The sequence below is a fragment of the Fibrobacter sp. UWB5 genome (genome assembly GCF_002210295.1).
GTDB lineage: Bacteria > Fibrobacterota > Fibrobacteria > Fibrobacterales > Fibrobacteraceae > Fibrobacter.
Genome location: NZ_MWQH01000003.1, coordinates 112,278 through 139,055 on the forward strand (window position 1 = coordinate 112,278; position 26,778 = coordinate 139,055).

21 protein-coding genes and 1 pseudogene are annotated in these 26,778 nt (G+C 52.3%); 16 read left to right on the top strand and 6 right to left on the bottom strand.

Annotated features, from left to right (window positions below; translation table 11 throughout):
• The first annotated feature begins 78 nt into the window (after nucleotides 1-78).
• Together B7989_RS06645 and B7989_RS06650 are read left to right on the top strand one after the other, a co-directional pair.
• Nucleotides 79-846: a transporter substrate-binding domain-containing protein gene (locus B7989_RS06645; protein WP_088627765.1), complete on the top strand. Its 768-nt coding sequence runs from the start codon at nucleotides 79-81 to the stop codon at nucleotides 844-846.
• 19 nt (nucleotides 847-865) lie between these two features.
• The gene (locus tag B7989_RS06650; RefSeq protein ID WP_088627894.1) at nucleotides 866-1,651 is read left to right on the top strand and encodes a transporter substrate-binding domain-containing protein; all 786 of its coding nucleotides are present in this window, start codon (nucleotides 866-868) and stop codon (nucleotides 1,649-1,651) included.
• On the opposite strand, the gene B7989_RS06655 is transcribed toward B7989_RS06650, so the two are convergent.
• Genes B7989_RS06655 through B7989_RS06665 form a run of 3 tightly spaced genes read right to left on the bottom strand, consistent with a single transcriptional unit; the run spans nucleotide 1,652 to nucleotide 5,025 of the window.
• A complete protein-coding gene (locus B7989_RS06655; RefSeq protein ID WP_088627766.1) occupies nucleotides 1,652-2,449 on the bottom strand; it encodes a hypothetical protein in 798 nt (265 codons plus the stop codon).
• A gap of 5 nt (nucleotides 2,450-2,454) precedes the next feature.
• Entirely contained in the window at nucleotides 2,455-3,426 is a 972-nt protein-coding gene (gene floA / locus B7989_RS06660; RefSeq protein WP_072797389.1) for a flotillin-like protein FloA, read from the bottom strand.
• A 45-nt stretch (nucleotides 3,427-3,471) separates the two neighbouring features.
• Nucleotides 3,472-5,025 (bottom strand): nodulation protein NfeD, encoded by a 1,554-nt coding sequence (locus tag B7989_RS06665; protein ID WP_088627767.1) that lies wholly within the window; start codon nucleotides 5,023-5,025, stop codon nucleotides 3,472-3,474.
• A gap of 439 nt (nucleotides 5,026-5,464) precedes the next feature.
• Between B7989_RS06665 and B7989_RS06670 the strand changes: the two genes are divergently transcribed.
• From B7989_RS06670 to B7989_RS06690, 5 genes are all read left to right on the top strand, one after another.
• A complete protein-coding gene (locus tag B7989_RS06670; RefSeq protein ID WP_233144285.1) occupies nucleotides 5,465-7,591 on the top strand; it encodes a T9SS type A sorting domain-containing protein in 2,127 nt (708 codons plus the stop codon).
• A gap of 382 nt (nucleotides 7,592-7,973) precedes the next feature.
• Nucleotides 7,974-9,545: a 2-isopropylmalate synthase LeuA2 gene (gene leuA2, locus B7989_RS06675; protein WP_088627769.1), complete on the top strand. Its 1,572-nt coding sequence runs from the start codon at nucleotides 7,974-7,976 to the stop codon at nucleotides 9,543-9,545.
• Nucleotides 9,546-9,611: 66 nt separating this feature from the next.
• Entirely contained in the window at nucleotides 9,612-11,687 is a 2,076-nt protein-coding gene (locus B7989_RS06680; protein WP_088627770.1) for a hypothetical protein, read from the top strand.
• Nucleotides 11,688-11,712: 25 nt separating this feature from the next.
• On the top strand, nucleotides 11,713-12,072 hold the full coding sequence (locus B7989_RS06685; protein WP_088627771.1) for a hypothetical protein: 360 nt from the start codon (nucleotides 11,713-11,715) through the stop codon (nucleotides 12,070-12,072).
• Complete coding sequence (locus tag B7989_RS06690; RefSeq protein WP_088627772.1) at nucleotides 12,072-13,325, top strand: pyridoxal phosphate-dependent aminotransferase; 1,254 nt, start codon at nucleotides 12,072-12,074, stop codon at nucleotides 13,323-13,325. Before B7989_RS06685 ends, B7989_RS06690 begins: the two co-directional genes overlap by 1 nt.
• Nucleotides 13,326-13,337: 12 nt before the next feature.
• On the opposite strand, the gene B7989_RS06695 is transcribed toward B7989_RS06690, so the two are convergent.
• Entirely contained in the window at nucleotides 13,338-14,477 is a 1,140-nt protein-coding gene (locus B7989_RS06695) for a DegT/DnrJ/EryC1/StrS aminotransferase family protein (RefSeq protein ID WP_088627773.1), read from the bottom strand.
• Between the two features lie 102 nt (nucleotides 14,478-14,579).
• On the opposite strand from B7989_RS06695, the gene rpsT reads away from it, so the two are divergent.
• From rpsT to B7989_RS06730, 7 genes and pseudogenes are all read left to right on the top strand, one after another.
• Entirely contained in the window at nucleotides 14,580-14,840 is a 261-nt protein-coding gene (rpsT, locus tag B7989_RS06700) for a 30S ribosomal protein S20 (RefSeq protein WP_073054952.1), read from the top strand.
• Nucleotides 14,841-14,935: 95 nt separating this feature from the next.
• The gene (locus tag B7989_RS06705) at nucleotides 14,936-15,772 is read left to right on the top strand and encodes a mechanosensitive ion channel family protein (protein ID WP_233144286.1); all 837 of its coding nucleotides are present in this window, start codon (nucleotides 14,936-14,938) and stop codon (nucleotides 15,770-15,772) included.
• A 96-nt stretch (nucleotides 15,773-15,868) separates the two neighbouring features.
• Nucleotides 15,869-16,432 (top strand): annotated as a pseudogene (locus tag B7989_RS14320) (ATP/GTP-binding protein); the annotation flags it as partial.
• A 419-nt stretch (nucleotides 16,433-16,851) separates the two neighbouring features.
• On the top strand, nucleotides 16,852-17,271 hold the full coding sequence (locus tag B7989_RS06715; protein ID WP_088627776.1) for a roadblock/LC7 domain-containing protein: 420 nt from the start codon (nucleotides 16,852-16,854) through the stop codon (nucleotides 17,269-17,271).
• A gap of 22 nt (nucleotides 17,272-17,293) precedes the next feature.
• Complete coding sequence (locus B7989_RS06720) at nucleotides 17,294-17,755, top strand: hypothetical protein (protein ID WP_233144287.1); 462 nt, start codon at nucleotides 17,294-17,296, stop codon at nucleotides 17,753-17,755.
• 5 nt (nucleotides 17,756-17,760) lie between these two features.
• Nucleotides 17,761-20,649 (top strand): hypothetical protein, encoded by a 2,889-nt coding sequence (locus B7989_RS06725; RefSeq protein ID WP_088627778.1) that lies wholly within the window; start codon nucleotides 17,761-17,763, stop codon nucleotides 20,647-20,649.
• 5 nt (nucleotides 20,650-20,654) lie between these two features.
• Nucleotides 20,655-22,013 carry a BamA/TamA family outer membrane protein gene (locus B7989_RS06730; protein WP_158212878.1) on the top strand — a complete coding sequence of 453 codons (1,359 nt, stop codon included), beginning with the start codon at nucleotides 20,655-20,657 and terminating at the stop codon, nucleotides 22,011-22,013.
• Nucleotides 22,014-22,141: 128 nt separating this feature from the next.
• Here B7989_RS06730 and B7989_RS06735 read toward each other — a convergent pair whose 3' ends face one another.
• Nucleotides 22,142-23,116 carry a KamA family radical SAM protein gene (locus tag B7989_RS06735; RefSeq protein ID WP_088627780.1) on the bottom strand — a complete coding sequence of 325 codons (975 nt, stop codon included), beginning with the start codon at nucleotides 23,114-23,116 and terminating at the stop codon, nucleotides 22,142-22,144.
• A 41-nt stretch (nucleotides 23,117-23,157) separates the two neighbouring features.
• Here B7989_RS06735 and efp point away from each other — a divergent pair, with 41 nt between their 5' ends.
• Complete coding sequence (gene efp / locus B7989_RS06740; RefSeq protein ID WP_072797414.1) at nucleotides 23,158-23,742, top strand: elongation factor P; 585 nt, start codon at nucleotides 23,158-23,160, stop codon at nucleotides 23,740-23,742.
• A 418-nt stretch (nucleotides 23,743-24,160) separates the two neighbouring features.
• On the top strand, nucleotides 24,161-25,738 hold the full coding sequence (locus B7989_RS06745) for a sialate O-acetylesterase (protein WP_088627781.1): 1,578 nt from the start codon (nucleotides 24,161-24,163) through the stop codon (nucleotides 25,736-25,738).
• 39 nt (nucleotides 25,739-25,777) lie between these two features.
• Here the strand turns inward: B7989_RS06745 and B7989_RS06750 are convergent, their stop codons facing one another.
• Nucleotides 25,778-26,755: a hypothetical protein gene (locus B7989_RS06750; protein ID WP_088627782.1), complete on the bottom strand. Its 978-nt coding sequence runs from the start codon at nucleotides 26,753-26,755 to the stop codon at nucleotides 25,778-25,780.
• Nucleotides 26,756-26,778: the final 23 nt, after the last annotated feature.

The window sequence follows — 26,778 nt, forward strand, 5'->3', positions numbered from 1 at the left end:
CTTTTTACATTTTTTAGCAGTTAGCTTGCTCCTGTCGCTTTTTTTTTCTTATTTTTTAAGGCGAAGAAGGATTGTAAAGTGAAAAAGATTTTTGCGTTTATAGCCTTTATCGCCTTTGTTGTGGCTATCATCGGTTGTGAAAAAAGAGATGATTCCTACAAGAAGGTTATTGAAAAGGGGGAATTAACCATTGGCCTCGATGCCTATTATCCGCCAATGGGTTTTTATGACCAAGATGGCGACATCGTTGGCTTTGATATAGATCTCGCCGTAGAGGTTTGTGCCCGTATGGGTATCAAACTCAAGACGGTTCCGATTAATTGGGACAACAAGGAACATGAATTGAATTCGGGTGCAATTGACTGCATCTGGAATGGCATGAGTGTCGATAGTTCCCGCGCTTCGACCATGAGCTTGAGCGATCCGTACTTTAATAATGGCATGTTTTTTGTAGTGAAGGATTCTTCGCTTGCGAATATGGATTCCCTTAAAAATAGGAGAATTGCCTTGCAGAAGGGCTCCACTTCGCAAGACCATTTGGTCACATCCGAGATAGGGATGTCCGCTAAGGAAATCGTTGCTTTTGAAGACAACCTCAAGGCGCTTGCGGCATTGGACAGCGGCGATGTCGATGTTGTGTACATGGATAAAGTCATCGCAGAGTATTTGATTTTTAAATCCAAGAAAGAATACTTCTTGTGGGCGGATCCTCATATTAAAGAAAAGCTTGCTATCGGTTTCCGCAAGAACGACCTTGCTCTCCGCGATGCCGTAAATGATATGATGAAGGCGATGAAGGTCGATGGTCGTTTTGTGAAAATTTCAATGAAATGGTTTGGCAAATAAGTTTGAAAAGGAAAACGTCATGAACAAGTTTTTCACGGTTATATCTGCCATTGCCTGCGCTGTTGCGCTTTCTGGCTGCAATGAGAAAAAACAATCCCTGCATTCGGATTATTCATTCGATAGGGTAAAGGCTTCTGGTATTTTGGTCATGGGGCACATGGGTGATTTCCCTCCCATGGTCTTTACCGATAAGGACAGCAACGTCGTGGGTTTCGACGTGGACCTGGCGCGTGAAGTATGCTCCCGCTTGGGAGTGAAACTTAAATTGCACTTGATCCCTTGGGCCGACAAGGAAAAAGAATTGTATACCGGAAATATCGACTGCATCTGGAACGGCATGAGTGTCGATAGCGCCCGTGCTTCTTCCATGAACTTGAGCGATCCTTACCTTACCAACAGACTGGTTTTCATGGTGAAGAACGAGTCCTACAATAGCTTGGATTCTTTGAAGGGTAAAAGGATCGGCGTTCAGAATGCATCGACTGCTTGGTCAATGATTGAACAGTCTGAAATTAAAAAGGATGTCAAGGAAATCGTGCAGTTTGAAACTATGAACCTTGCGCTGGACGCCATGGTGCAAGATTCTGTCGATGCCGTGTTTATGGATGAAGTCGCTGCCAAGTACTGGAATGTCTTGAACAATAAAAAATATGCCATTTTGGAAGATGGCGTGTTCAATGAGTTTTATGCGGTCGGATTCCGCAAAGCTGACAAGGCTCTCCGCGATACAATAAATGCCGTCCTTGCTTCGATGAAGAAAGACGGCAAATTCGTTGATGTTACGGTCAAGTGGTTCGGTAAGTAGTTACCGGTACTGAGCGCTCCAGCGGCGCTTGAAGCGGGGCTCGTCCAGGACTTTAGCCCAGATGAATCCCTTACGCACGTCGGTAAGGTTTTTAGTCGAAACAAGGGGTGCGCGGCGCGGAGCCTGTTCGGTTCCACTCACGACATCATTTCCCATGAATGCGGCGGCAGATTCACGTGCAGACTTGGCGCGTTCTTCGAGAGCGTTCAGCTCACGCTGGCGCTCCAGTTCCTTGCGGCGCAACTCGTCCATTTCGGCTTCGTGATGCTTGCGAGCGGCGGATTCTCTTTCTTGCTCGGCACGCTTTTCGTGGAGCAGCAAGTTGTCGAGTTCTTCCATGTCGTGCACTAAAACGTCGCAGTCGCCTTCGCCCATGTCGCGGCCCACGATGCGGTGGGCTTGCAAATCCATGAGCATTTCGGCGGCGGTGTTTTCGTCAACGTCGAATTCTTCCATCAAGAATTCCAGGTCGATAAAATCTACGCCGATAACGACTTCGGCAATGTCGCGAAGCGTCAGCTGCTCTGCGTGCTTACGTTGCACCGGGGGAGTGGGCGGCTCGATATTGCCTTGCGTCGCTTGGCGCTGGGCGTTTTCGAACTGGCGGATCAAATCTTGCAACGAGCGCGGAGGGGTGTGCCCTTGCGCCGGTTCTTCGGATTCGTCCAGTTCGTCGTCATCGGTCTGGTATTGCGGCGGCACCTGTTGTTGCTGCTGTTGCTCCCTTCGGTTGGCCGCGACCTTCTTAATGACGATATCGAGAACCCATATTCCTATGAGAATGAGTAGTCCTTCCATGGTTACTACTTAGTCTCCGGGGCAGCTCCGATTTCCTTGCGCATCTGCGTGTCGGCTTCGATATTCTTGAGGTTGTAATAGTCCATTACGCCGAGCTTGCCGTCGCGAAGGGCCGATGCCATAGCCATCGGAATCTGGGCTTCGGCTTCCACGAGTTTCGCCTTCATTTCCATGACCTTTGCCTTCATTTCCTGTTCGGCGGCGTATGCCATGGCGCGGCGTTCTTCTGCCTTGGCCTGTGCAATCTTCTTGTCGGCTTCGGCACGGTCGGTTTCAAGGATAGCGCCAATGTTTTGACCCACGTCCACGTCGGCGATATCGATCGAAAGAATTTCGAATGCGGTGCCGGCGTCAAGGCCGGAGGCAAGTACCTTTTTAGAAATCATGTTCGGATTTTCGAGCACGTCCTTGTGGCTCTTTGCAGAACCGATCGAAGAAACGATACCTTCGCCCACGCGGGCGACCACAGTGTCTTCGCCTGCGCCACCCACAAGCTTCTGGATGCTGGCGCGCACGGTAATGCGGGTCACGGCATGCAGCTGAATACCGTCGAGAGCCACGGCGGAAACCTTCGGCGTTTCAATCACCTTCGGGTTCACGGACATCTGCACGGCTTCGAGCACGTTACGGCCGGCAAGGTCGATGGCGGCGGCTTCCTTGAAGTCGAGCTTGATGTTTGCCTTGTTGGCGGCAATCAAAGCCTGGATCACGCGGAGCACGTTACCGCGGGAAAGGTAGTGGGCTTCGAGTAAGTTGGTATCAACCGGGAGGCCAGCCTTGCAGCTAAGAATGCGGGCTTCCACAATCACCTGCGGCGGCACCTTACGCAGGCGCATACCGATAAGCTGGAAAATGCTCACGTTTGCCTTGGAGAACAAGGCCTGCAGCCATAGGCTGAAGAACTTGCCAATAAAGGCGAGCAAGATGATAACGGCAATCGCCGCGATGATGATTCCAACGATAAGGAGTGTATCCATTATTTGTCTCCGTTTTTTTTGTTTTAAAATTCTTGTTTGACGAAACTAGCCTTCCATTTCAGTTTTAGCAACCGTCACCCAGATGTGGCCTTCTTGTACGGCGGTCACCTTGATGCGGGTGCTTGCTTCGATGATTTCGCCGTGGGTCTGCACGTCAAATAGCTTGCCGTTAATGAGCGCTTGGCCCACAGGGCGCAGGAACGTCTTGGCGATACCTTCGTCGCCGACAGAAACTTCTTGAACAGCTTCGGTGGGCGAGGCAGCGGTTTCCAAATCGGTCTTGAGCATAGGCGTCCAACCTTCGGGCAAAAGCGGAATCAGGTACTTGCTTGCGGCGATCGGGAATACGAGCGCGATTGCCGCGCAGCTTAACATGTAGAGTAACCCGAGTAGCCAGGGCGTGGCGTCAAAAGTCGTTTCGATGGTTTCGGGCACGTATTCGGGCATTTCCGAGGGCTCGAACGAAAGCGCGAGTGCAAGAATCATGCACACGATGCCGCCGATGCCGAACAGGAACGTTCCCGGCATCACGAAGATTTCGACCAGGAACAGCACCACGCCGGCCACCAGCAGAATCGCCGGAATGTAGCCATCAAGCTGCGGGGCGAACTGTCCGAGGAACACGATGCCAATCAGGATGAGGCCGATGATTCCGAATAAGCCAAATCCCGGCGTCTTGAATTCGATGTAGAGCGCGCCGAAGCCGAGAATCAGGAGAATGCCCGAAATAGCGGCAATTGCGGAGGCGATGTCTTCGCCGAGGGTCGTTTCGACTTCGCTCCTGCTTTCGATAGCGAGCTTGGTTTCAAATTCGTCGCGGCTTTTGAAGGTTCCCTGCGAGAATCCGAGTTCCTGCGCTTCCTTGTCGGTCATGGTCAGGAGTTCGCCTTCTTTCACGAGAATCTTCGGGGCGCCCCAGAATGCCTTGGCGGCGCTGTCGAGGACGCTGTACTTGGAGCCTTCGATAATGAGCGTGGTGTCGCGCTGAGACTTTTTACCCTTGTCGAGCGTGGCGGTGAGTTCGAGAATTTCGAGTTCCGGCGTAACGAAGGCGGAACTCAGAAGTTCCGGGTAACCGTTACGCTGGGCAAGGTTCCTGAATTTGGCACGGAGCGGAGACTGGATTTTTTCGCCGACGATTTGCGGAGTGCCGTCGCCGCCCTGCACGATGGGGGCGCAGTCGCCGATCGTGGTGGCTTCGAGCATGTAAAGCTTTTGGCAGGCGAGCGCGATAAGACTGCCCGCACTGATCGCTTTCTTTTTCACGAGCGCGATAGTGGTTGGGCCCTTGACGGCCATAATGGTGTCCACCAGGTCGAAGGCTGCGTCGAGGCGTCCGCCGAAGGTGTTGATTTCGAAGACGATGTAGTCCGGATTTTCCTGGAGCGCGTCATCGATGGCGCGGGCGCAGAAATCGTACATCGACGGTTCTACGTCACCTTCCAGCTTAATCCAGACTGCATGCTTTTTAGTTTCTTGTGTAATGACCGAATCGGTTGCCGTTTTTGCGGAATCGACGGGGGCGATCGATGTGGTGTCGGCAAGACAGAACGCCGCAAGCACCAAAAGGGTAGAAAAAATACGCTCAAACAACTTCATACCTTCAATATATGAAGATTTTAGCCTAAAAAGTGCAAAATTTCGCGAAAAACTCTTTAAAATGAGTGAGGGGGAGGTTTCCCCCTGGTTCGCACTACGTTGCTCTCCACTCCCTCGCCTAGGGGCTTCGCCCCTAAAACCCCAATTGTCACACGGATTGGGAATCACTAACGTGATTCCTGTTATGATAACCCAAAAGAGATAAAAATGCCGTTAGGCATTTCGAATCAGTGTGACAGTCAAGTTTTCTTTTTCAGATCGAAAAAGTCTGTAGATCGCTTGTATTGTCAAAAAATTAAGGATTTTTATATTTTTGAGAACATTTTAAATTGTAAAATCTTTAAAAATATCAAATAAATATTGATTTTTGTATTGCTTTTGTCAAATTTTAAGTGTATATTTTGAGAAGAAATTTGAGAACATTTTCAAAAAGGGATGGATGAATATGGTTTCAACAGGTTCCAAAATGGTTTCTAGAGTGGCGCTCGGTGTGGCGCTTCTCGGATTTGCCGGGGCTTATGCCCAGGTGTCGATCAACAAGGCCGAAGGCTGGCTCGAATCGGCTTTTGCCGAATGGGCTTCCGATGGTTCGGACAGCTACAATGTTTACTATTCGGGCGCTGGCGCAAGCAACGTCAAGGTAGACGGTCAGCTCATTCGCAAGTACGGCTCCAAGTACCGTGTTGACGTGGTCGGCCTCAAGGCCGGTAGCTACACGCTCAAGGTGGCCTCTGTCAAGGGCGGCAAAGAAGGTGCTTCCACCACTTCGAAGTCCCTGACCGTTAAGGCCCATGATCGCGCGGGCTTCGCTTTTAGCAACGGCCATGTTCCGGGTGCTTACAAGACCGATGGTACGCTCAAGAGCGGCGCCGTGGTTCTCTATGTGACCGAATCGACCAAGAATACCATCAAGCTTGATGTGGTGACGAGCAGCAAGGGTGCTGTAACGGAATGCGTGGGCCTCCAGAATATCTTGACGGCATTCAAGAAGGGCTACGATACGCGTCCGCTCGCCATTCGCTTGATTGGCAACGTGACCGACCCCGAAGTGACCGACAAGGGTGACATTCTGATTGACATGGGCAAAAAGGAAGGTGGCGCCATGACGATCGAAGGTATCGGTAACGACGCTACGGCAAACGGCTGGGGCATTCGTATCAAGAACGCTTTCGATGTTGAAATCCGCAACATCGGTGTTATGAATGTCGATTCCGACGAAGGCGACAACATTGGCCTGCAGCAGGATAACCAGTACATTTGGGTGCACAACTGCGACTTCTTCTACGGCCATGCGGGTAGCGATAAGGACCAGGTCAAGGGCGATGGTGCCTTGGACTGCAAAAAGTCCACCTACGTGACCTTCAGCTACAACCATTTCTGGGATAACGGCAAGTCGAACTTGCTCGGCCTTTCCGAAGGTACGACTGACGGTCTCTACATCACTTATCACCACAACTGGTACGACCATTCCGATAGCCGCCACCCGCGCGTGCGCTTCTACAGCGCCCATGTGTACAATAACTACTACGATGGCGTGGCCAAATACGGCGCTGGTTCTACGAAGGGCTCTTCCGTGTTTATGGAAGCGAACTACTTCCGTAATTGCAAGTACCCGATGATGACGTCTATGCAGGGAAGCGACGTGTATGCTGGCGGCACCACTCGCGATACCAAGAACAATCCGACATTCAGCAGCGAAGATGGCGGTACGATCAAGGCTTATAACAACCACATGGAAGGTTCTTACACGTTCATTCCGTATGGTGCAAGCAAGTATGTGCTCAAGGGCTCTGAAACGGCTGCTGGCTCCATCGATACCAAGGCCGACTTTGACGCCTACGTGGTTTCTAGCCGCAACGACAAGGTTCCGAATACGGTCAAGTCTTATGCCGGTGCGAATACCTACAACAACTTTGATACCGACAATTCCGTGATGTACAGCTACACGGCGGATTCTCCGGCGCAGGCCATGGCGAATGTGCGTGCCTATGCGGGCCGCGTGCAGGGTGGCGATTTCAAGTGGGCGTTCGACAACTCGGTGGACGATGCCGCCTACGAAGTGAACCAGAAGTTGAAAGATGCCCTGATGGCTTACAAGGGAAGCAACGGCGAAGTTATGGAATATGCAAGCTCCAGTTCTGTGGCGCCGGCATCCAGCAGTTCCGTGGAATCCAGCTCGTCGGTGCAGTCTTCCAGCTCTGAGGCGAAGTCTTCAAGTTCCGAAGCCAAGTCCTCTAGCTCCGAAGAGGTTTCGTCTAGTTCCGAGGCAAAGTCCTCCAGCTCTCAGGAAGAAGTGGATAGTTCTTCGAGCGAACAATCCCAGGCGATTGCCGTTAAGATGCAGGTTGCTTCTCCGATGCGCTACATTGCTAGCGAAAGCCGTCTTGAAATCAATGTGGATGTGCGCCGCCTGAACATTTTCGATGTGAATGGCCATGTCGTAAAGGTGTCGACCGAGGCGGTATCGCAGTCGAGTGTTGATTTGAGTAGCCTTAAGCCGGGAATTTACCTGGTTCGTCTAGTGGCGGGCGGCAAGGCCTACCAGCAGAAAATTGTGAAACGGTAAAACCCCGTTTCGCTAAAGAGTCGCATAGTTCTTGCCGCGTTTTCTGAGGTGTTCGGGACGGCGAGAACTTTGTGTGGAGTAGCTCCCGGGCGTGCACGCCCGGGAGTTTTCAATTACTCTTGCCAAAAATCCCTACTTTTATTACCTTTCTGCATATGAACAAGATTCTGGATCTACGACTTATTAACCTACTAGGACATTGCGCTGGAGCGCAAGCCGGTTTTTAAGCATAGGTTCAAGACGATTTTAGAGTTTTAACCCAAGGATTTAAACCATAAGGCCCGCTCCAATAAGGACGCGGGCTTTCGTTTTTGAGTCAAATTTCTATTTTTTAGACGAAAAATGAGCTTGCCGCCTTGTTGGACCGGCAAGGAGATAAAAAATGAGCGAAAATAAGAACACGATTGAAAGACAACCCTTCTTTTACGACGTCACGCTGCGTGACGGTAACCAGGCTCTTCCGAAGCCCTGGAACAATGCCCAGAAAAAGGACGTGTACCTGCAACTCTTGAAACTCGGCGTGCAGGGTGCCGAAGTTGGTTTCCCGGCTTCGTCCGAGATGGATTTCGAATCGTGTAAGGAACTTGCCCAGCTGACCGCCAAGATGGCTGAAGAAGGCGACGAAGTCGCCAAGCGCATCGTGGTCTCTGGCTTGGCCCGCTGCGTGGAAAGCGATATCCAGCGCTGCTGGGAAGCGGTGCAGTATGCTCCGCATCCGCGTATCCACACCTTCCTTGCCACAAGCCCGCTCTCTATGGAACATGTGCTGCACATGACTCCGGAACAGGTGAAGGAAAAGGCCGTTCATTGTGTGAAGTTTGCCAAGTCGCTCGTGGGTAGCAAGGGCGATGTGGAATTCAGTGCCGAACATTTCGGTGACTGCCTCGAAAACATGGATTTTGTGATTGACGTGCTGAAGGCCGTGGTCGAAGCCGGTGCGACGACCATCAACCTGCCGAATACGGTCGAACGTTATCGTCCGTTCCTGTACGTGAATCAAATCAAGCAGGTGTACGAAGCCCTGCCGAAGAATATCACGATTTCAGTCCACTGCCACAACGACTTGGGTATGGCAACGGCTGCGACCGTCGAAAGTTTCTTCGTGGGTGCGACCCAGCTGGAAGTTGCCCTGAACGGTCTCGGTGAACGTTGCGGCAACACGAACTTCTACGAAGTCGCAGTCGCGCTGCATAACTCCGGCGTGAATACGGGCCTGCACATGGAACGCATTTATGAAACGGCAATCTTGATTTCTCAGTGGTCCGGCATCAGCATTTACAGCCGCGCCCCGTTGATCGGTGCCGAAGCGATCGTGCACCGTAGCGGCATCCACCAGGATGGCGCCTCTAAGACGAAGGACATGAAGAAGGGCGCATACCGCCCGATTGACTACTCGATTATCGGTCGTCACCAGAACGATTCGCTCAGCTTTACGAGCCAGAGTGGCCGTACCGCCGTGTACGAAATCATCACGAAGTTCGGCTACAAGATGTCTCTTGCCGAAGCCGCCGAACTGCAGCCGATTCTGAAGGCTTGCAGCGAAAAAGAAGGTGAACTGTCTGCCGAACGCGTGCTGGATGTGTTCCGCGAACATTTCGTGAATGTGAACGGTCGCCTGATTTTCAACAACATCGAAGTCGTGCCCGACGAAAACCGCTTTATCTTCCACTTCAAGAAGGATGGCGAATCTTTGGTGAAGTCCGTGACGGCCGAAGGTCCGATCGAGGCGGCCCTCATGCTCATGCGTGAAATCGGCATGCCGGTGGAACTCGTCAAATACCGTCAGCTCGTGGTGCCTGAAAAGGACAAGGTCTGGGCAGGCCGAGGCCTCAGTCGCATAGTGCTGAAGGCGAACAACGTCGAAGTCGAAGGCCGCGGTGTGTCGAGCGATACGCTCAAGGCAAACATGCGTGCCCTCTTCGGTGGCGTGAACCTGCTGTATAAAAAGCAGTAGCAGTCTTTAAAAACTCTAGGGCAATGAAAAGAAGGAGGATTTGTGCTACGAGTAATACTATCTATTATGGCAGTAGCCGTGGGGGTCTTTGCTGCAGAGTGGACTGATTTTGCCGCTCAACCGGCAGAAGTTTCTTTAGGCGGGAAATCTTATTACGAGATTTCTTCGGCTAAGGAACTGGCCTGGTTCTCGAAACAGGTCGCTTCGGGCAAAACCGCAATTAATGCTGTCCTGAAAAACGATATCGTCCTTTGGGATTCGGTGTCGGGCGATACCAATTATTGGAACCCTATCGGTCCGTCTGATTCTCTTGCGTTCGAAGGTATCTTCGATGGCGCGGGCAAGACGATTTTGGGGGCGCATTCCGAGTATTCGCAAGAAAATGTGGATTCCGTCTTTAACGGGTTCTTCAGGTTTGTCGGCGAAAACGGCGTCGTCAAGAATTTCACGCTAGAAAAGAGTGTCCTTCAGGTGGAACACCTTGGCTCTGATACGGTCTACTCTTTTGATGAAATTGCGAATATGCCGCTCTTCTATCCTTTTGTCGGGAACGTGGTTGGGGAAAACCGAGGCCTTGTCGATAGTGTCCGTGTGATTGATTGTGAGGCTGTTGCCATAGGAACCTTTTCTTCGAGAGTGGTGAACTCCGGTTCTACGGCAGCCTCGATAATGGTGAATGCTTATACGATGTATTTATATGTGGGCGGAGTTGTTGGACACAATCGTGGTTCGGTGACTCATGCTTACGTGAAAGATTTGATTGTGCCCCCTCATGGTTCGATGATTTCGTTGTTCATGGGGGGCGTCGTGGGTGCAAACGAAGGAACCGTTTCGGAATCTCGTGTTGAAGGCGACCTGAAGGATGATTCTCCTTTGGTGCTGGGAGGCATTTGTGGCTTTAACAAGGGTACGCTTGACCATGTCAAGATGGTCGGCGACATGGAGACTGTTACTGGACTTGTTGCGGGCATTGTCGGCGAAAATCGTGGCCTTGTAGAGTGGGCGGAATATACGGGCTCTTTGGGACGTGCCGGTGATGGTGGCGTGACGATTGGCGGTATTGCAGCCTATAATTTGGGAAAGATTTCTAAATCCTACTACGGTTCTATCGATGACTCCAAAGCGCTTCGATTGTCTGCAAGTCTTACGGACCCTTCGGATATGGGGATTAGCCCCGCAGCCTATGCAGGTGGCATTGTGGCGAAACAATCTAATGACGGTGTTGTAGAGGATTGTGGTGTTCGCGCTTCATGGATTACTCTTAGATCCAATGTTTCTAACAATGTTGGCGTATATACGGGTGGCCTTGTCGGAGCCGATTCGGGTAGCGTCTATAATTCGTACGCAGTGTTTTATAAAATCTCGGATGTTGGGAACAAGGCTCCGCTTTACAATGTAATCCTAGGTGGTGAGCATGTAGGCAATCATTATGATTCCGTGATGCTGGAAAAAGCTTTTCCAGGCGATACGACTGGGCTTGAAGAGTCCCTGATGGAGTCTCCGCAATTTGCGTGGATGTTGAATACGAAGTATCAAACGGTATCTAACCGGAATATTTGGTGCCACAACGGGCGTTTCCCGGTGCTTGCCCTTGATGGCCGCAAATCTACATACGGCATTGTGCGCTATGTGAATGATCTTGTGCTCGATACGGTCTTTACCGATTGTAGTGGCCTTGCGGTTTGGGGCGATAGTATTTCTGACCCCAATACGGGAAAGAAGATTGGTAACTGGCTCCTCAAAAATGGTGACAAGACCCAGAATGTTGGACCGCAGTACGTGTTCTCTCGTGATACGAGCATATACACATCTGTAGAAAATGCCGACTGGCTCTTGAAAGAAAAGAGCTCCAGTTCCTCGCTGGTAGAAAGTTCGTCGAGTTCTGCGGAATCGGGGTCTTCGTCGGGAACGATTTCGGTTCAGGTGCCTTTGGCAAGTGCTTCGTTGAGATATTCAGTGGAAAGAGGTCGAATCTATCTTAGAGGTTTGACTTTTGCAGAACCGGTTGCTCTGTTTGATGTGCAGGGGAATCTGGTAAAGCGAGAAATTTCCTCGGGAAGTGATTTGTCTATTGCGCTTGAACACCGAGGAATGTATATTTTGAAGTATATGGGAACAAGTTACAGGGTCTTTGTTCCTTAAACGAACAAATGCCTAGAGGTGACCGATGCTTGAACAACTGAAACGTCCTTTTAAGAAACGCTACGACAAGGTTCGCTCTTATGCGGGAAACTTTGTCGGGCCTGTAAAGGAATCTGCGTCCAAGTTGTTCGCGTTGTTCCCGAAACTGGAAGCCTTTGCTGGTTTAGAAGACCGTGCTGAAGCTCCGGCTGAAGGAGCCGTCGTTGAAGGTACTGAGGGGACCGTAAAACCCGGCCTGAAAGCGAAACTCAAGGAATTCAAGGCCTCTCTCAAGGGGCTCACGGATTTTCAAAAGCTGATTCTCCTTACGATTGCAGTGGTGCTTCCCGCGGGTATTTTTATTGCCGTGGTGCTCGCCGGCATTTTGCATAGACATAGAAAATAATGCTTTCTTCTCGACTTCCTAAAGATCTATCTCCGTCTCCGTTCTTTGCCGAACTGGAGCGTGCGAAGGCTGGGTCAGCGCCGTTTATTGACATGACGGTTTCTTCGCCTGTGAAGGCAGGGCTGCCGATTGATTTGGATGCGGCGGTGGAGTCGGCTCGAAGCGGCTTCGGTTGCTGGAATCCGGATGCAGCAGGCTGGAAGTCTGCACGAGAGGCGGTGGTGGAGTACTACCGTGAACGTGGCGGCGACTTTACGGCGGGGCAGATTATTCTGACGGCGAGTACGAGCGAAGCCTACTCGGTGCTGTTCAAGACGTTCTGCGACCCGGGTGACGTGATTCTGACGCCGATGCCGGGCTATCCGCTCTTGGATACGCTTGCGCAACTTGAACACTTGGAATGTGCACCGTATTTTCTGCAACTGAAGCGAGAGAAGTCTTCTTTTAGATTCGTTCTCGATTCCGACAGTTTGCTTGCGGCTCCGGAGAAAGCTAAGATTTTGTTGCTGGTTTCGCCGCATAACCCGACGGGCCATTGCGTCTCCCGCGAAGAATGGAATATTGCGGTCCGCTTCTGCGAAGAAAACGGCATGATTCTCGTGGTCGACGAAGTCTTCGGTGATTACGGCTTTTCAAATAAAGTTTCGCGGACTTGGCAATATGTTTTCGGAGCGTGTCATCCTGGGCCCCGAAACAAGTTCGGGGTAAACTCCGAACATCTCTGGGATGCGGGCGGAAACGACCTCATCAATCTGCCGGAGAATGGTCCCAAGTGTCCGATATTCTGGCTGAACGGCTTAAGCAAGGCCGTAGGCTCGCCGCAGCTCAAGCTCGGCTGGATGGCTTTCTACGCCCCGCGTGAACGCTTCGAAGAAATCCGCGCGGCTCTTGAATTTGTGGAAGATGCCTACCTGAGTGTGTCCGCTCCGGCGCAGGCGCTGGGTACGTCGCTATTGCCCAAGGCCGCAGCTTACGAAGCTCAAGTCAAGGAACGCTTGCTTGCCAACTGGCAGACGCTCCGCGATGCATTCCCGGCCAAGTACTGCCCCGAGGTTTTGGGCGGCTGGTATGCAGTCGTGCGCCTCGGCGAAGACGACGAGGAACTCACGCTTCGCTTGCTCAAAGAAAAGCATGTACTGGTGCAGCCCGGATTCTTCTTCGATTTTGACGAAGACGGCTGGGTGGTGATTAGCTTGCTGCAAGAACCCGCAACCTTCAAGGAAGCGGTGCAGCGAATGAAAGAACTGCAATAGCAGGCTTTAGGGCTACAGGTGAGCCTTTAGCTTTTCGATAATTTCCGCAACATCGGTGAAGGCGCAAACAGGCAGGCTGATAGCCTTCCTGGAGACCTTAACCGAATTCGGATCAGGGTGGTCTTCTTCGATCCAAATGATGCCGCCCAGGGGCTCCTGGTAAAATTGCCTAAAGCAAGGCTGGTTCCGCAGGGCGCTGGGGTAGTGAATGCAGTAGGGAATTTCGGCTGCTTTCAGTTTTTGGATGAACCCTTCGCGATTCTCGGCCAAAACCGTATACTGGGCGTAGGTGCACTTGCATCCGGTTTCGATTTTTTGCGGAACAATCTTTTCGTCGGCGGTTGCGGTGCGGTTGTATTCGGCAAAAAAGGCGTCGTACTTGGCCGCATTTTGGCGCCTTACCACGAGTTCTTCGTCGAGGTGCTTGAGCTTGACTCGGAGAACTGCCGCCTGCAGTGCGTCGAGTCGGCTGTTCATACCGGCAATTTCGTGCTGGTAACGCCCGGCGCTCCCATGGTTTGCGATCATGCGGATTTTTTGGGCGTAGTCTTCGTTGGCGGTAAAGAGTGCTCCGCCATCTCCGTAGCAGCCGAGGGGCTTGCTCGGGTAAAAGCTGGTAATGGCGATATCTCCGAAGGTGCATGCCATCTGGTTAGTCCTGGCCCCGAATGCCTGGGCGCTGTCCTCGATTATCCAGAGCTTATGTTCCGTTGCGATTTCGCGCAGTTCCTTAAAAGGGGCGCACTGGCCGAACAGGTTTACTGCGATAATGCCCTTGGTGCGCGGTCCAATCAGTTCTTTGACGCTTTTTGGGGCAATTTGCAGGGTTTCTCGGTCAATATCGGCAAATTTGGGAATGCCGCCGAGAAGTGCAACGCATTCTGCGGGGGCAATAAAGGTAAAGTCGGGGACAATCACCTCGTCGCCAGGGTGTAAATCCATGGTCATCAGGGCGATAGTGAGGGCATCTGTGCCGCTTGCGCAGGTGATCGTGTGGGTGTTTCCACCCAAATACTCCGAAAGTTCCTTTTCGAGCGCTTGTACCTGGGGACCTCCTATGTAACAACCGCTGTTCAACACCTCTCGTTCGGCTTTTTCCAGTTCAAAACGGTATTTTTCGCGTTGTGCAGTTAAATTTACAAAGGAAATCATGCGCCCAAAGATATAAATTTTTGCCCACCCCTTGAAAAATTTCCATTATTTACTAACTTTGAACCAACATTTTTAAGTAGGTTTTCACCCGGAGATAATAAGGTGCCTCAACACAAATCTTGCAAAAAGCGTCTGCTTCAGGCCGAAAAGGCCAATGCCATGAACCGTTCTACCCGTTCCGCTATCCGCACCGCCCTCAAGGCTGTCCGTAGCGCAACTTCTAAGGAAGAAGCCCTCAAGGCCATGCCGGCTCTGTTCAGCATGCTCGACAAGGCTGCTGCCAAGGGTCGTGCCGGTTTCTGCGCTAACCGCGTCGCTAACTACAAGGCCAAGGCCGCTAAGGTCATTAACGGTCTCGCCTAATTAATCGTTAAGTCGATTTAGTGCGAATTTGAATAAGCCGATACACAATGTGTGTCGGCTGTTCGTGTATATTCAATTTTCTATATTTGTCTATAATGATAGATTCGATTAGGCTTTTTCTTGAAACCCGTTTTGGTGGAGTCCTGGACCACTCCGTGATCCAGCGGCTGTTTGTCGCGATGCTGCTTTTGGTGGCGGCTCGCTTGCTCTTGATTTTCTTGAAGTATGTCATTAGCCATGCCGAAAGTCGGGGCTTGGATTCCTCGGCCAAACCGCTGGTCTATTCGCTATTCTCGTACTGCATCTACATCGTTACTTTGTTGTTAGTGCTGCATGTGTTGGGCGTGAATACCGCAGGCATTGTGGCGCTAGTTGGTGCGGCGAGCTTGGCCGTGGGCCTCGCCTTGAAAGATGCCCTGGCAAACATCGCCTCTGGCTTGCTCTTATTGTTCCTTCGCCCCTTTAAGGCGGGCGACTACATTGAATGCGGCAATATCAAGGGCAACATCATCGGAATCGGTCTCTTTAATACCACGCTCCGCACGCTGGATGGCCTGTACGTTTCTTCGCCGAATACAGCCCTGTGGGGTCAACCCATTGTGAACTTTAGCAAGAATCCGCTCCGCAGGCTCGAAATCACGGTCGGAATCGACTACGGTGATTCTCCGGAAAAGGCGCTCGACATCATGCGCGACGTAGTGGCGGGCGAGCCCCTGTTCATGCGCAAGCCTGAACCTCAGTTCTTTGTCTCGGGCCTCGAAGACAGCGCCGTGAACGTGACCTTTAGGGCCTGGACCCGCACCCAGGACTATTTTAATTTGCGTTGGAAATACACTGCCGAAATCAAGAAACGCTTTGTTGAAGAAAAAATTACAATTCCGTTCCCGCAGCGTGTCGTCCATTTCGTAGATCGCCCTCAAGGTCCAGTTTAACCGGTATTCTCGGTTAGAATGCAAAAATCGCAGATTTTGTGGTCTGCGATTTTATTTTTTTATTAGATTTAGAGGCAGATATATCAAGGATGTGTAATGTCTTCGATAAACTTTGCTACACGAGAAATTAGTTGTAAAGTCGTTTACTACGGACCGGGCCTTAGTGGTAAGACCACCAATTTGCAGGTGATCCACCAGAAGATGCCCCAGGACAAGCGTACTGATATGGTGTCCCTTGCGACTGAAGGCGACCGTACGCTCTTTTTTGACTTTTTGCCGCTGAACTTGGGGGATATCAAGGGGTTCAAAACTAGATTCCAGCTTTATACGGTTCCCGGTCAGGTTTATTATAACAGTACCCGTAAGCTTGTGCTTCGTGGTGTAGACGGCATTGTTTTTGTGGCAGACTCCCAGAGGTCCCGTCAGGCCGAAAACCTGGAAAGTTTGCAGAACCTGCGCCAGAACTTGCAAGACTATGGCATGGATCTGGACGATATGCCTTTTGTGCTCCAGTATAACAAGCGCGATATGGACAATGTGTTCACGCTTGACGAACTGAATGCCGAACTCAACCCGCGCAATGTGCCTTTCTTCCCGGCTACCGCCCATAACGGTAAAGGTGTCGTTACGACTCTTAAGACGATCGCCATGCTCGTGATTGAAAAGTTTAACGTTAAGCAGGGATTTCTCCGTCAGGCGGCTGCCAATGTCGGTAATACCGGCGTTCACGATGTGTCGCTCACCAAGGAAGGTGTTTCGGTCCAGGCAACTCAGCCCGCTGCTCCGGCTCCGCATGCTGCCCAGCCTGCCGCCCCTGCACAGCCGGCATCCCCGTTCCGCATGCCTTCGTTTGCGGCAAAACCGCCTTCTGCAGCTCCTGCCCAGCCTTCGACTGCCGGCGCCGGTCTGTTCCAAAAGGGAGCTACGTCGTCACCGTTCGGTCGCCCGCGTGCAGCAACTGCAGTACCTCGTATGCCGACTTTCGGTCGCGATGTGGCCAAGCCCGCAGCCGATGCCGATGACGAAATTGAATTGCGTCCGTACGTACCTAAGAAGAAGTAATTTAACGAGGGTGCATAATGAGCGATTTTACCATTTATTCTGATGATGCCGCCAAGGTCCAGCGTTTAATGACAGCCTACCAGGCGAGCGTCAAGGCCGAATATATTGTTCTTTGCCATCGTGACGGATCCATTATTGCAGAAGTCGGCTCCTTGGGAATCGATGCAACTCCGCTTGCCGTGCTTAGCACTGCATCGTTTGACTCTGCACGCCAGGTGGGCATGATGCTCGGTGGCGAAAACTTCCAGGCGGTATCCTTTACGGGCGAAAGCCGTTCCATCTACATTGCTCCTGTAGACCAGGCGCTCTTGTTGGTCCAGATTTTCCCGGGCTCCAAGCTCCCGAACCGTATCGAAGACTTTAACCGCTTGCTGGTTGAAAAGTTGGTCGACGCTGTTCCTGCCTTTACGCAGAATACCAGCCGCCTGGTTCGTTAAACTTTTGATTTAGGACTGCCTCGTGACAAAGTTACCTCCGCTTCGCAATTTGCGGAAAACGACAATTGTCGTGATGGTGGTCTTTCTTGGATTTTTGATTCACCGAATCGTGGTTGCCATGCATGGCACCGAAACGATTTGGAATTCTGCTGACACGGAACTTTCCATGGCGCAAAGCGTTGTCTGTAGCCATATTGTGAACGGGTCTCCGTTCGGTGTCGATAGCGTGTTCGAAGAGGGCATGCGTCTTTACTACTACTCCACGGTCTCGTCGGCGCTGCAACTGGGTGATGACACCTTGATGCACATTTGGTTTAACGGAGCCGACACGGTGCAAAAGCTTGCTTGCGATATGACGCAAGATGTTTGCCTTACGACCATTGTGCCGAATCTTTTGAAACCGGGCGAGTGGAGCGTGGACTTGGTGGCTGGGCGCAAATTGCTTGCTACCCGCCAGTTTATCGTAGAACCTAACGAAAGGTAGGCCCCATGTCCCGGCAGTTCTGGTTGGGACTCTTTTTGCTTTCTGTACTCGCGTGGGGTATGGATACGGATTCCTTGCCGGTATGGGACCCTGCTTTACTTGTTCGCGGAAATTCTTTTGCCCAAATTGCGGATACGTCGGCCCGCAAGGATTCCCTTGAAACGCATGGCTACAAAATGGTCCAAGTGACTGTTGGCGATGGCGGTACGCAAGTGGATCAGGAATTGCGACTTTCGATTACGGGGCGCCTGACAGACAGCGTGTACATTGACGCCTTGCTCTCTGATGTGGGGAGGCGCGCAGGTGACCAGACGACAGCGACACTCCGCGAGGTGGACCAGATTTATTTCCGCGTGGAATCGCCGCATTACTTTTTGCACTTGGGAGACTTGACCTGGGTGGATTCGACCATGGGATTCACCGGAATGTCGCGTGCTTCGCTTGGAGCCATGGGCGGTGTGCGTGGTGATTTTGGCGGTGGCTATGCGCAGGTGCGTGGCGTGATCGGTACCGACGAGGTGCAACATTTTGCGCGAACGTTCAATGGCGTGAGTGGCCAGCAGTTGGGTTATTCGCTGGATGGTTACGGTAGCTTTATTGCGGTGGTGCCGCAGTCCGAAACCGTTTGGCTGAATGGAGCAAAGCTAACCCGCGGTAAAGATTACTTGGTGAATTACGCGGGTGGTATGCTCGATTTTAAGGGCTCGGTGTTGCCGAGTTTCGATGACGAAATCCGCGTGGAATACGATGCCTACGAAAACGACAATATCTATATGCTAAAAGGGGCTGCGGCCAGCTATAGGCATCCGAACTTGTATTTGGATGTTTCGGGCTTCAGGCTTGAAAATGATGTGGATCGCCTTAAGCGCGGCGTGTGGACCGACGACGATTACGCCATGCTCAAGGCAGACCGCGGTGACGATTTTGTGCGCGACGATACGTTGCCGCCCTTGAATAGGCCCGACAGAACGGAACGCATGAATGCCCGCATTCGTTTGCAACAGAATCGCCAGTTCTATGCAGACTTTGAAATGGCGATGAACCGTACTGACACAAATATTGTGTCGAAACATGTTGGCGGTAACGAGGGCAAGGCCTTCCGTTGGTATGTGTCGAGCGATTCTACCCGCGACCTGGTGCATTTCCCGATTGCAATGTCGGTGTACGGAAACCGCGTGCAACAAGGCTTTGACATTCTGAAATATCCGGGCTCAGATCTGGACTGGAACCTATACGGCCTGCGTGATAGCTGGGATTTAGCGTATAGCGATTCGGCTTTCTTGAACGATGACTTGTTGCACGATGAATTCACGATGCGTACGCGGTTTGCCAAAGAATGGTTCGGGTCTGCGCAGTGGGGCTACCGTCGCAACGCCGACGAAGACTGGAATTCTTCTCGCGTGCAGTTGGGCGTGCAGCACCGCAATCGGAATGCCTTGGGAGAGCTCGCGTTGATTCGCGTGGCGAGCCTGCAAGAGCGCGAAATGGAACGCTACCAGGGAACGGCGAATGCCGAATTCTTGCAGGGGATGGTTCGCCCGTTTGGTGCCGGCGACTTGCGCTTTACGAAAATCAATCTGGACGACGTGGAAGATGAGGTGATTTACGGCAAGTCTTCGAGTGGCTTGGGAATTTATTTTGACCGCGGCGAGATACGTGAAAGCGTAGGCGGGCGCATGGCCAAGCGCCGTGGCGATACCTATGGCGATGAATGGGCCGATTCCTTGTGGGCGGCCACTTGGGTGCAAGAGGCAAATTACAACAGCCGCTACTTTACGCTGTCGCACTTGCTGCAGTATGAACGCATGCGCACGGATTCTTCGGAAAGCGAAAACAGCTGGCTGGCCAATTTGAATTCTCGCTTTGGCGGTGAAGAACTTGGCTGGCAGGGCAATGTGTCGTATAAATTGGGCCTGACCGAAGAACAGATTTATACTGCGGTCTACAAGGCGGTGGCGCCGGGTACAGGCGATGTGCGCTACGATAGCTTGACGGCGAGCTATATTGAGGGCGTGGATAACGGCGACTTTGTGTACGAAGGCATGGGCCGTAACGATTCCGTGGGCGCCGTCCTTTCGTCAGACGCTGCATTCGATATTGAGCTTCGTTTTAATCCGGGACTTGTCTTTGGCGTGCGCGACGGATTCCTGCGCGATGTAACCTTTGGCGGTTCCTACGAGGGCGAAGGGTGCGATACCACGGGCAAAAAAATCTACTTTCCGCCGGTTACGACTTCGCAACTGCACCGCATGACATCGGGCCGCATGGCGGTCGAGGGCTTGGTCGATTGGCAACACCCCTCGGGTGTATCGCTTGCGTATAAACCGGGCGCCTCGTTTGATAAAAAGCTTTCTTCAATCTCGTATTACGAAACCTCTTATTCGCATGAATTCGAAGCGGGCTACCGCATTAACCTGGACCACTTTGTGGGTGCCACGCTCCTGATTCAAGAGAATGAACTTTCGGCAATGCAGGAATGGGACTGGGATATTTATGACGGAACGCTGCGTTACCGCTTTGACTTTTTGCAGGGATTCTTTGTGCAGCCGCTCGGGCGTTACCGCACGGGCGAAGGGAGCGATGGCTCTGATCGCGAAGAAGGCCTGTTTGATGCCGATCTTTGGGAAGGAGCCTTGCGCGTCGGTTACAATCGCCAGAAGAAGGTGAATTCCTATGCGAACTTCTCGGTGGTGCAGGTCGAGAGCCACGGCGACATAATCCCGTACCAAGTGATGGATGGCTACAGCGATGGCCGCACGTATCGTTTTGAATTTTCGCTCTCGGTCGATTTGAATGACTTTTTGTCCATGGGTTGCAGTTACATTTTGCGGTTTGGCGATGCCGAAGAGAATATCTTCCAGAAGCTTAGCACCGAAGCGAGGGCGTACTTCTGATGAGAATGATTCTTGTAATTTTGCTTCTGCTTTGTGCGCATGTGCTTGCGGCGGATTGCCGTATTACGGCGGTGCAGTGGGTGGGCGAGCGCGAATCGTACGAGGAATCCCAAGTGCAAGCGCTGGTGGGTAAATCTTGCGAAAGCTGGCCGCTGACGCGAGACCGCATCGTAAGCTATTATGAAAACCGGGGATTCCTGTCGGCAAAGCTTTCGGGCGAACTGGATTCGGCCGGCGTGCTGACCGTTCAATTAGACCGCGGCATTCCTTGGGTGTGGGCGGATCCCGAAAACATGGATTCTTCGGGAAGCGATACCGAAGTGTTCCGCCGGCAAACGAAAATTGAGCCGGGCAAACTTGTGTCTCCGCTTGAACTGGAACGCTCCGACATGAAAATGGCGAGCTTGGGCTATTACAATCGCGCGGCTCCGGCGCAAATGTTCCGCGACCCGGTCCGCAACCGTATTATTCCGGTGTACCACATGCAGGCGGCCTCGGTGTCCGAGGCGTATGCGCTCCTGACCTATTCCAGCGAAACCGACGAGTGGGAGGGCAACGTGAATGTGGCTCTCTATAACATTCGCGGAACCGCCCGCGACTTGACTCTGGAAGGCTATACCGCAGATAATGCCCGCAGGCTAGAAGGTTCGTACAAGGAACCGTGGATTTTTGGTTCTGAATGGAATGTGATTGCCCGCGGTTATTTTGACGAAGATTCTTCGGAACGCGATGCCTACGGCGAGCTCGGAATTTCTCGCGATATCGGTTTTGATTTTACCATAGGCGTGTTCCTCGGCGTGGGGAGTAACCGCAAGACTTCGACCTTTGAACTCTCCTACGTGTCGCTGGATCGGTTTGTTTTGCCGCGCTCAGGCACGCGATTCAACGGCGCTGTCGTTTGGAATATGGACCGCCCCGATTCCTTGGACAATTACCTGAAGGCCTCTGCCAAATTCTCGCGGTACATTCCTTTGCTCGGCAACTGGATTACGCGCTTTAGCGGAGCCGCCGGCGGAATCTTCCCGACCGATGCGGACTTGGACCGCTTCGACTATTTTGCGCTGGGCGGCATGGATAGCTTCAAGGGTATGGACGTACGCTTTATGCGGAGCCGTGCTTATGGCTATTCCGAATTCGCACTCCTGTGGCAAGACGGCTACGACTTGAGCATTGAGGCTTTCTACCAGCCGGGACTTTACCGGGCCTTCAGTCGCCCTGATCATGGCTGGAAACGCGAACATGATTATGGCGTTGCCTTTACGCAGTACCGCGGCAACTGGAGCGTGAACCTGTACTACGCCCTCCGCAACGGCGAGAATTACCTCGACGGCATCATCGGCTTTGGTCTCAAGACCTTGTTCTAAAAAAGGTTGACGATCAAGTTCTTAAAGATTGTCACACTGATTCGATTTTACTAACGTAAAATCAGATTTGGTACAGGAACGAAGTGACTGTACAATCCGTGTGACACCAATAGAGTTTATTGCCCGAATTAAACGGGAGTCTTGCTCTTTTCGCCGGCGATTTCGCGGACGAGTTTCGGCACCAGATAGCCAGGGAGCTTGGTGCGAATTTCTGCAATCAGCTTGCGGGCTTCTTCATCGCTCACTTCAAAGTGGGCTACCCCGTTTGCATGGTCCAGCTGGTGCAAGTAGTAGGGGAGTACGCCCTGTTCAAAAAGCTTGCGGCACAAGGCGTTGAGCTTGGTGGCGTCATCGCTGATTCCCCGCAGCAACACGCTCTGGTTCAAGAGCGTCCAGCCGCTAAAGCGCAACTGTGCAAATACAGTAGCCGATTCCTCGTCGAGTTCGTCGGCGTGGTCCACATGCGACACCAGCACGCAGCTAAATCTTGCCGGCAGTTCGCGCAACAGTTCAAAATGCTGCATCACCAAGTCCGGACGCATCACGGGGAGGCGCGTATGGATTCTAAGCGTAGTGACCGAGGGGTGCATCGCAATCGCTTCAATCAGTTCGCGGAAGGCGCCGGGACCGAGAGTCAGCGGGTCGCCGCCCGAAAGAATCACTTCCCAAACGTCGGTGTGGGTATCGAGCCAGTGGCTCACCTGGCGTGCAACGTCGGGTGTGTTCTGGAAAGGGTAGTTCTTGCGGAAACAGAAGCGGCAACGGGCACCGCAGGTGGCGGTCGAGACAATCAGGGCTCGTTGGTCGTATTTCTGAATCACGCAGTCGGATTTTCCGGCCGGTAAATCGCCCACGGGGTCATCTACAAATCCATCGACCTTTTTGAGTTCGTCTTTGGTTGGCAAAATTTCGCGCAACAGGGCGGCGGGGTCGCTCGCCTTCTTGATTAGGTCGGCATAATGCCTAGAACAAAGGAACGGAAACTTCGGATTCAGGTCAAGATCGGCAAGTGCGGTCGTTTTGGCGATAGTTGTCGCCAAATCGGATCCCAAATAGTCCAAAAAGTCAGGGATTTGCGTAAAAACGGTAACGGGGCTTTCCATTATATTGCTAAATTTAGAATCAAAATCAACAAGAGGATAATATGGGTACTGTAAGCACCAACGAATTCCGCAAGAAACTTAAAATCATGGTTGATGGTCAGCCGTACGAAATCATTGAAAACCAGTTCGTGAAGCCGGGTAAGGGTCAGGCCTTTAACCGCGTTCGCATCAAGAACTTGGTGACTGGCCGCACCCTCGAACGCACCTGGAAGAGTGGCGATACGGTTGAAGAAGCCGACGTGACCTTCACCGAAATGACTTACCTCTACAACGACGGTTCTACCTGGTACTTCCTGAACAACGAAACTCAGGAAACCGAAGAAATCGCTAAGGAAGCCCTCAATGGCTGCGAAGTTTGGCTCCTCGATGGCGCTACTGTCGAAGTCACTTGGTGGAAGGACCCGAAGACTCAGGCTACGCTTCCGATCGAAGTGATTCCGCCTACCTTCGTTGACCTCATGATCATCGACGCTCCTCCGGCAGTCCAGGGCAACACCAGCGGTAACGTGATGCGTGAATGCACCGTCGAAACCGGCGCCAAGGTGATGATCCCGCTCTTCATCGAAAACAACACCAAGATCCGCGTGGATACCCGCGACGGTTCTTACCTCGAACGCGCAAAGTAATATGGCCGTTCGCAAAACGTAATTGCGAGCCGAAGGCGAAGCAATCCATTGTTTTGCAAAACGCTTTTAGAAATGCTCCTGGCTTTGGCTGGGAGCTTTCTTTGTATGTAGGGGGAAGAGTCCCCCTCGCTGCAACCGCCCTTGGCGTTTTCTGCTCCCCCCTCTCCTAAGGGGCTCCGCCCCCTAAGACCCCTAATGGTGCCACACTGATTCGAAATGCCTAACGGCATTTCCATTTTTTTGTTTTATCATAACAGGAATCACGTTAGTGATTCCCAATCCGTGTGGCAATTACTTTATTGAATTCTCGTTCTTTGTATGCATTGACAATCTGTCTATAAAATAAGGGCGCCGGGGGCGCCTTTTGTGTTTTTTTCAAGATATCTTTAAGAAGGATGTTTGAAAAAGAAGGGTTGTCATGAGATTTTTAAATAAATTCTCAGGTTTCGTGCCGGCAGCATGTATTGCTGCGGGCTTAATGTCATTCGGTGCAATTCAGGCGAATGCAGCTCCGGATCCGAATTTCCACATTTACATCGCTTATGGCCAGTCTAATATGGGCGGCACTGCCGATGCCCAGAGCGCCGACAAGGCCGAAAACCCGCGCTTCAAGATTTTTGCGACGCAAAAGTGCTCGGGCAAGGGCCGCAACACGCTGGGCGAGGTATACCCGGCGGTGCCTTCGCTCTTTAACTGCGGCAACACGATTTCCATTGCCGACTGGTTCGGGCGTACGATGGCCGACAGCATGCCCGATGTAACAGTCGGAATTATCCCGGTCGCGGTGGGTGGCGCTAGCATCAAGCTCTTTGACCAAGACCAGTATGCCAGTTACCTTTCGAGCGCTGAAAGCTGGCTCCAGAATTACGCGAAGGAATACGCCAGCGACGGCAACGTCACCAAGACGATTATCGATATCGCGAAGAAGGCGCAACAGGTGGGGGTCATTAAGGGATTCATTTTCCACCAGGGCGAAACGGACGGCGGCTACCCGGACTGGCCGAAAATCGTGAAGAAAACCCGTGACGATATTCTGAAGGCGCTCGACATGAGTTCCGACACGGTTCCGTTCGTGGCGGGCGAACTCCTGCGTTCGGGCTGCTGCTATTCCGACCGCGTGTCGAAACTCCCGAATACGATGGACAATACCTATTACGCATCTTCCGAAGGCCTGGGCGGCAACGGCGTGGACCGCTACCACTTCAATCACGATGCCTACGTGACGTTTGGCAAGCGCTATGCCGAACAGATGCTCAAGGCGGTGAACCGCGCTCCGGTGGTACCTGAACCGCAGAAGCCGTTCAAGGGCAAATCGTTTGAAATTCCCGGCAAGATCGAGGCCGAAGACTTCGACATTCCGGGTGTCGGCTCGGGCAACGACTCCTACAAGGAAAACGATTCCGAAGACCATGGCGGTACCAATTACCGCGAAGGGACGGGCGTCGACATTTACAAGAAGGCGACGGGCTACATCGTGGGCTACAACCAGGAAGGCGAATGGCTCGAATACAGCGTGAACGTGAAGGAAGCGGGCGAATATTCCTTCTACGCGTCGGTCGCATCCGCAAACGAGACTTCGGGCTTCCAAATGTCGCTTGACGGCAAGAACATCACGGACGTAATCTCTGTCCCGAAAAACGATGGCGAAGACAACTATGACGATTATAGCAAGGTGCGCTCGACGGTAAACCTTCCCGCGGGCGAACACATATTGCGCTTTACGGTAACCGGTTCCTGGATGGACGTGGATTACTTCCAGTTCGGAGAGGATGAAACCGTTTGCGTTGATGAATGCACAGCCTTTGTAAAGCCCGCGCTATCGCATGCGGCCGGAACCGAAAGCTACCGCATCTTCGACATGAACGGCAACTATTTGGGAAAGGTGCGAGCCTCTGGATTGCAGGAACTCCGCGCCAGCGCGAAAACCCTCGTGAAAAATGGCGGCATGTTCATCGCAAAATCCCGCGCGGGTTCCATGATGATACAGATAAAATAACGTGAGCGAGGGCTGGTCTTAGGGAGGGCGTAGCCCTTCCTAGTCGTTTAAAGATTTCCTGAACACCCGGGCGACTTCGTCCGGGTTGTCGCTTTTGAGCCAGCTGAGGGTCTCGGTGCCGCGGTAACTCCAGGCGAAGATGTTGTCGATGCCTGCCTTGCGGCTCTCGGAAACTGCAATAGCGAGATCATTTTCGCGGCCCGCTTCAATCTGGTATGCCTTGATCCACATCTGCACGGCTTTGCCGTACTTGGTGGCAACTTCTGTCAGCTTGCGAGCTGTCTCGGCGTATTTTTCGCGGACCCATTCTTCGGTCGCGCCCTTTTCCCAGTACGGGTCAGATGCGACTTCATCGACGCTTTCGAGGCTTGCCACGCGGCCCCAGTCGTCGAGGCCTGCGGGGAACCAGGGCGGAAGCATGCACACGCAGTTGCGTTTGCCGCGGGCGTGAACGTCGACCGTCATTTCTTTCAGAAAATCAATCAGGCTGTCTTCGCGGAATTTCAAAACGTCTTCGGTGAGTTCGGCGGGCATGTTGTACCCGAATTGCTTGCGGAACTTGGCCTGGCATTTTTCGCAACGACAACTCCAGTTGCTAAGACCGCCCTTCTCGAAATAGAAATGCGGCTCGTCCCAGAAAATCGTGCTCACCTTCGTGGCGCAAACGGATTCAATCCACTTGTGCATGTAGGCGCGGAATTCCGGATGGTTCGGGCAGGCGGCCACCTTGGGCTTGCCGTCGAGCGCTACCTGGCATAAGTCATGGTTCCTTGCGGTGAGTTCCGAATACGCCTCGCCGCCAAACACGCGGCCGACACCCCACGGGTTCACGTAGACAGTCAGACCGAGCTCTGCAGACTGGTCCACGATGTCTTTCATGGTACCGTAGTAATATTGTTGGTCTTCTTCGCTCCAGGTGTGGAGCACCGCGTTAAAACCCGCCGCCTTGATGTCTTGCATATCGGCAAGAACATGCTTAGGCGACCGCACGCCAAAATAACTTACACCCTTAATCATAATGGGTAATGTAGTATTTAGAA

What these genes read in the sequence shown, in the direction of transcription:
- B7989_RS06650 (WP_088627894.1), top strand. Translation starts at nt 866, where the DNA reads ATGAACAAGTTTTTCACGGTTATATCTGCCATTGCCTGCGCTGTTGCG.
- B7989_RS06655 (WP_088627766.1), bottom strand. Translation starts at nt 2,449, where the DNA reads ATGGAAGGACTACTCATTCTCATAGGAATATGGGTTCTCGATATCGTC.
- floA (WP_072797389.1), bottom strand. Translation starts at nt 3,426, where the DNA reads ATGGATACACTCCTTATCGTTGGAATCATCATCGCGGCGATTGCCGTT.
- B7989_RS06665 (WP_088627767.1), bottom strand. Translation starts at nt 5,025, where the DNA reads ATGAAGTTGTTTGAGCGTATTTTTTCTACCCTTTTGGTGCTTGCGGCG.
- B7989_RS06670 (WP_233144285.1), top strand. Translation starts at nt 5,465, where the DNA reads ATGAATATGGTTTCAACAGGTTCCAAAATGGTTTCTAGAGTGGCGCTC.
- leuA2 (WP_088627769.1), top strand. Translation starts at nt 7,974, where the DNA reads ATGAGCGAAAATAAGAACACGATTGAAAGACAACCCTTCTTTTACGAC.
- B7989_RS06680 (WP_088627770.1), top strand. Translation starts at nt 9,612, where the DNA reads ATGGCAGTAGCCGTGGGGGTCTTTGCTGCAGAGTGGACTGATTTTGCC.
- B7989_RS06685 (WP_088627771.1), top strand. Translation starts at nt 11,713, where the DNA reads ATGCTTGAACAACTGAAACGTCCTTTTAAGAAACGCTACGACAAGGTT.
- B7989_RS06690 (WP_088627772.1), top strand. Translation starts at nt 12,072, where the DNA reads ATGCTTTCTTCTCGACTTCCTAAAGATCTATCTCCGTCTCCGTTCTTT.
- B7989_RS06695 (WP_088627773.1), bottom strand. Translation starts at nt 14,477, where the DNA reads ATGATTTCCTTTGTAAATTTAACTGCACAACGCGAAAAATACCGTTTT.
- B7989_RS06705 (WP_233144286.1), top strand. Translation starts at nt 14,936, where the DNA reads ATGATAGATTCGATTAGGCTTTTTCTTGAAACCCGTTTTGGTGGAGTC.
- B7989_RS06715 (WP_088627776.1), top strand. Translation starts at nt 16,852, where the DNA reads ATGAGCGATTTTACCATTTATTCTGATGATGCCGCCAAGGTCCAGCGT.
- B7989_RS06725 (WP_088627778.1), top strand. Translation starts at nt 17,761, where the DNA reads ATGTCCCGGCAGTTCTGGTTGGGACTCTTTTTGCTTTCTGTACTCGCG.
- B7989_RS06730 (WP_158212878.1), top strand. Translation starts at nt 20,655, where the DNA reads ATGATTCTTGTAATTTTGCTTCTGCTTTGTGCGCATGTGCTTGCGGCG.
- B7989_RS06735 (WP_088627780.1), bottom strand. Translation starts at nt 23,116, where the DNA reads ATGGAAAGCCCCGTTACCGTTTTTACGCAAATCCCTGACTTTTTGGAC.
- efp (WP_072797414.1), top strand. Translation starts at nt 23,158, where the DNA reads ATGGGTACTGTAAGCACCAACGAATTCCGCAAGAAACTTAAAATCATG.
- B7989_RS06745 (WP_088627781.1), top strand. Translation starts at nt 24,161, where the DNA reads ATGAGATTTTTAAATAAATTCTCAGGTTTCGTGCCGGCAGCATGTATT.
- B7989_RS06750 (WP_088627782.1), bottom strand. Translation starts at nt 26,755, where the DNA reads ATGATTAAGGGTGTAAGTTATTTTGGCGTGCGGTCGCCTAAGCATGTT.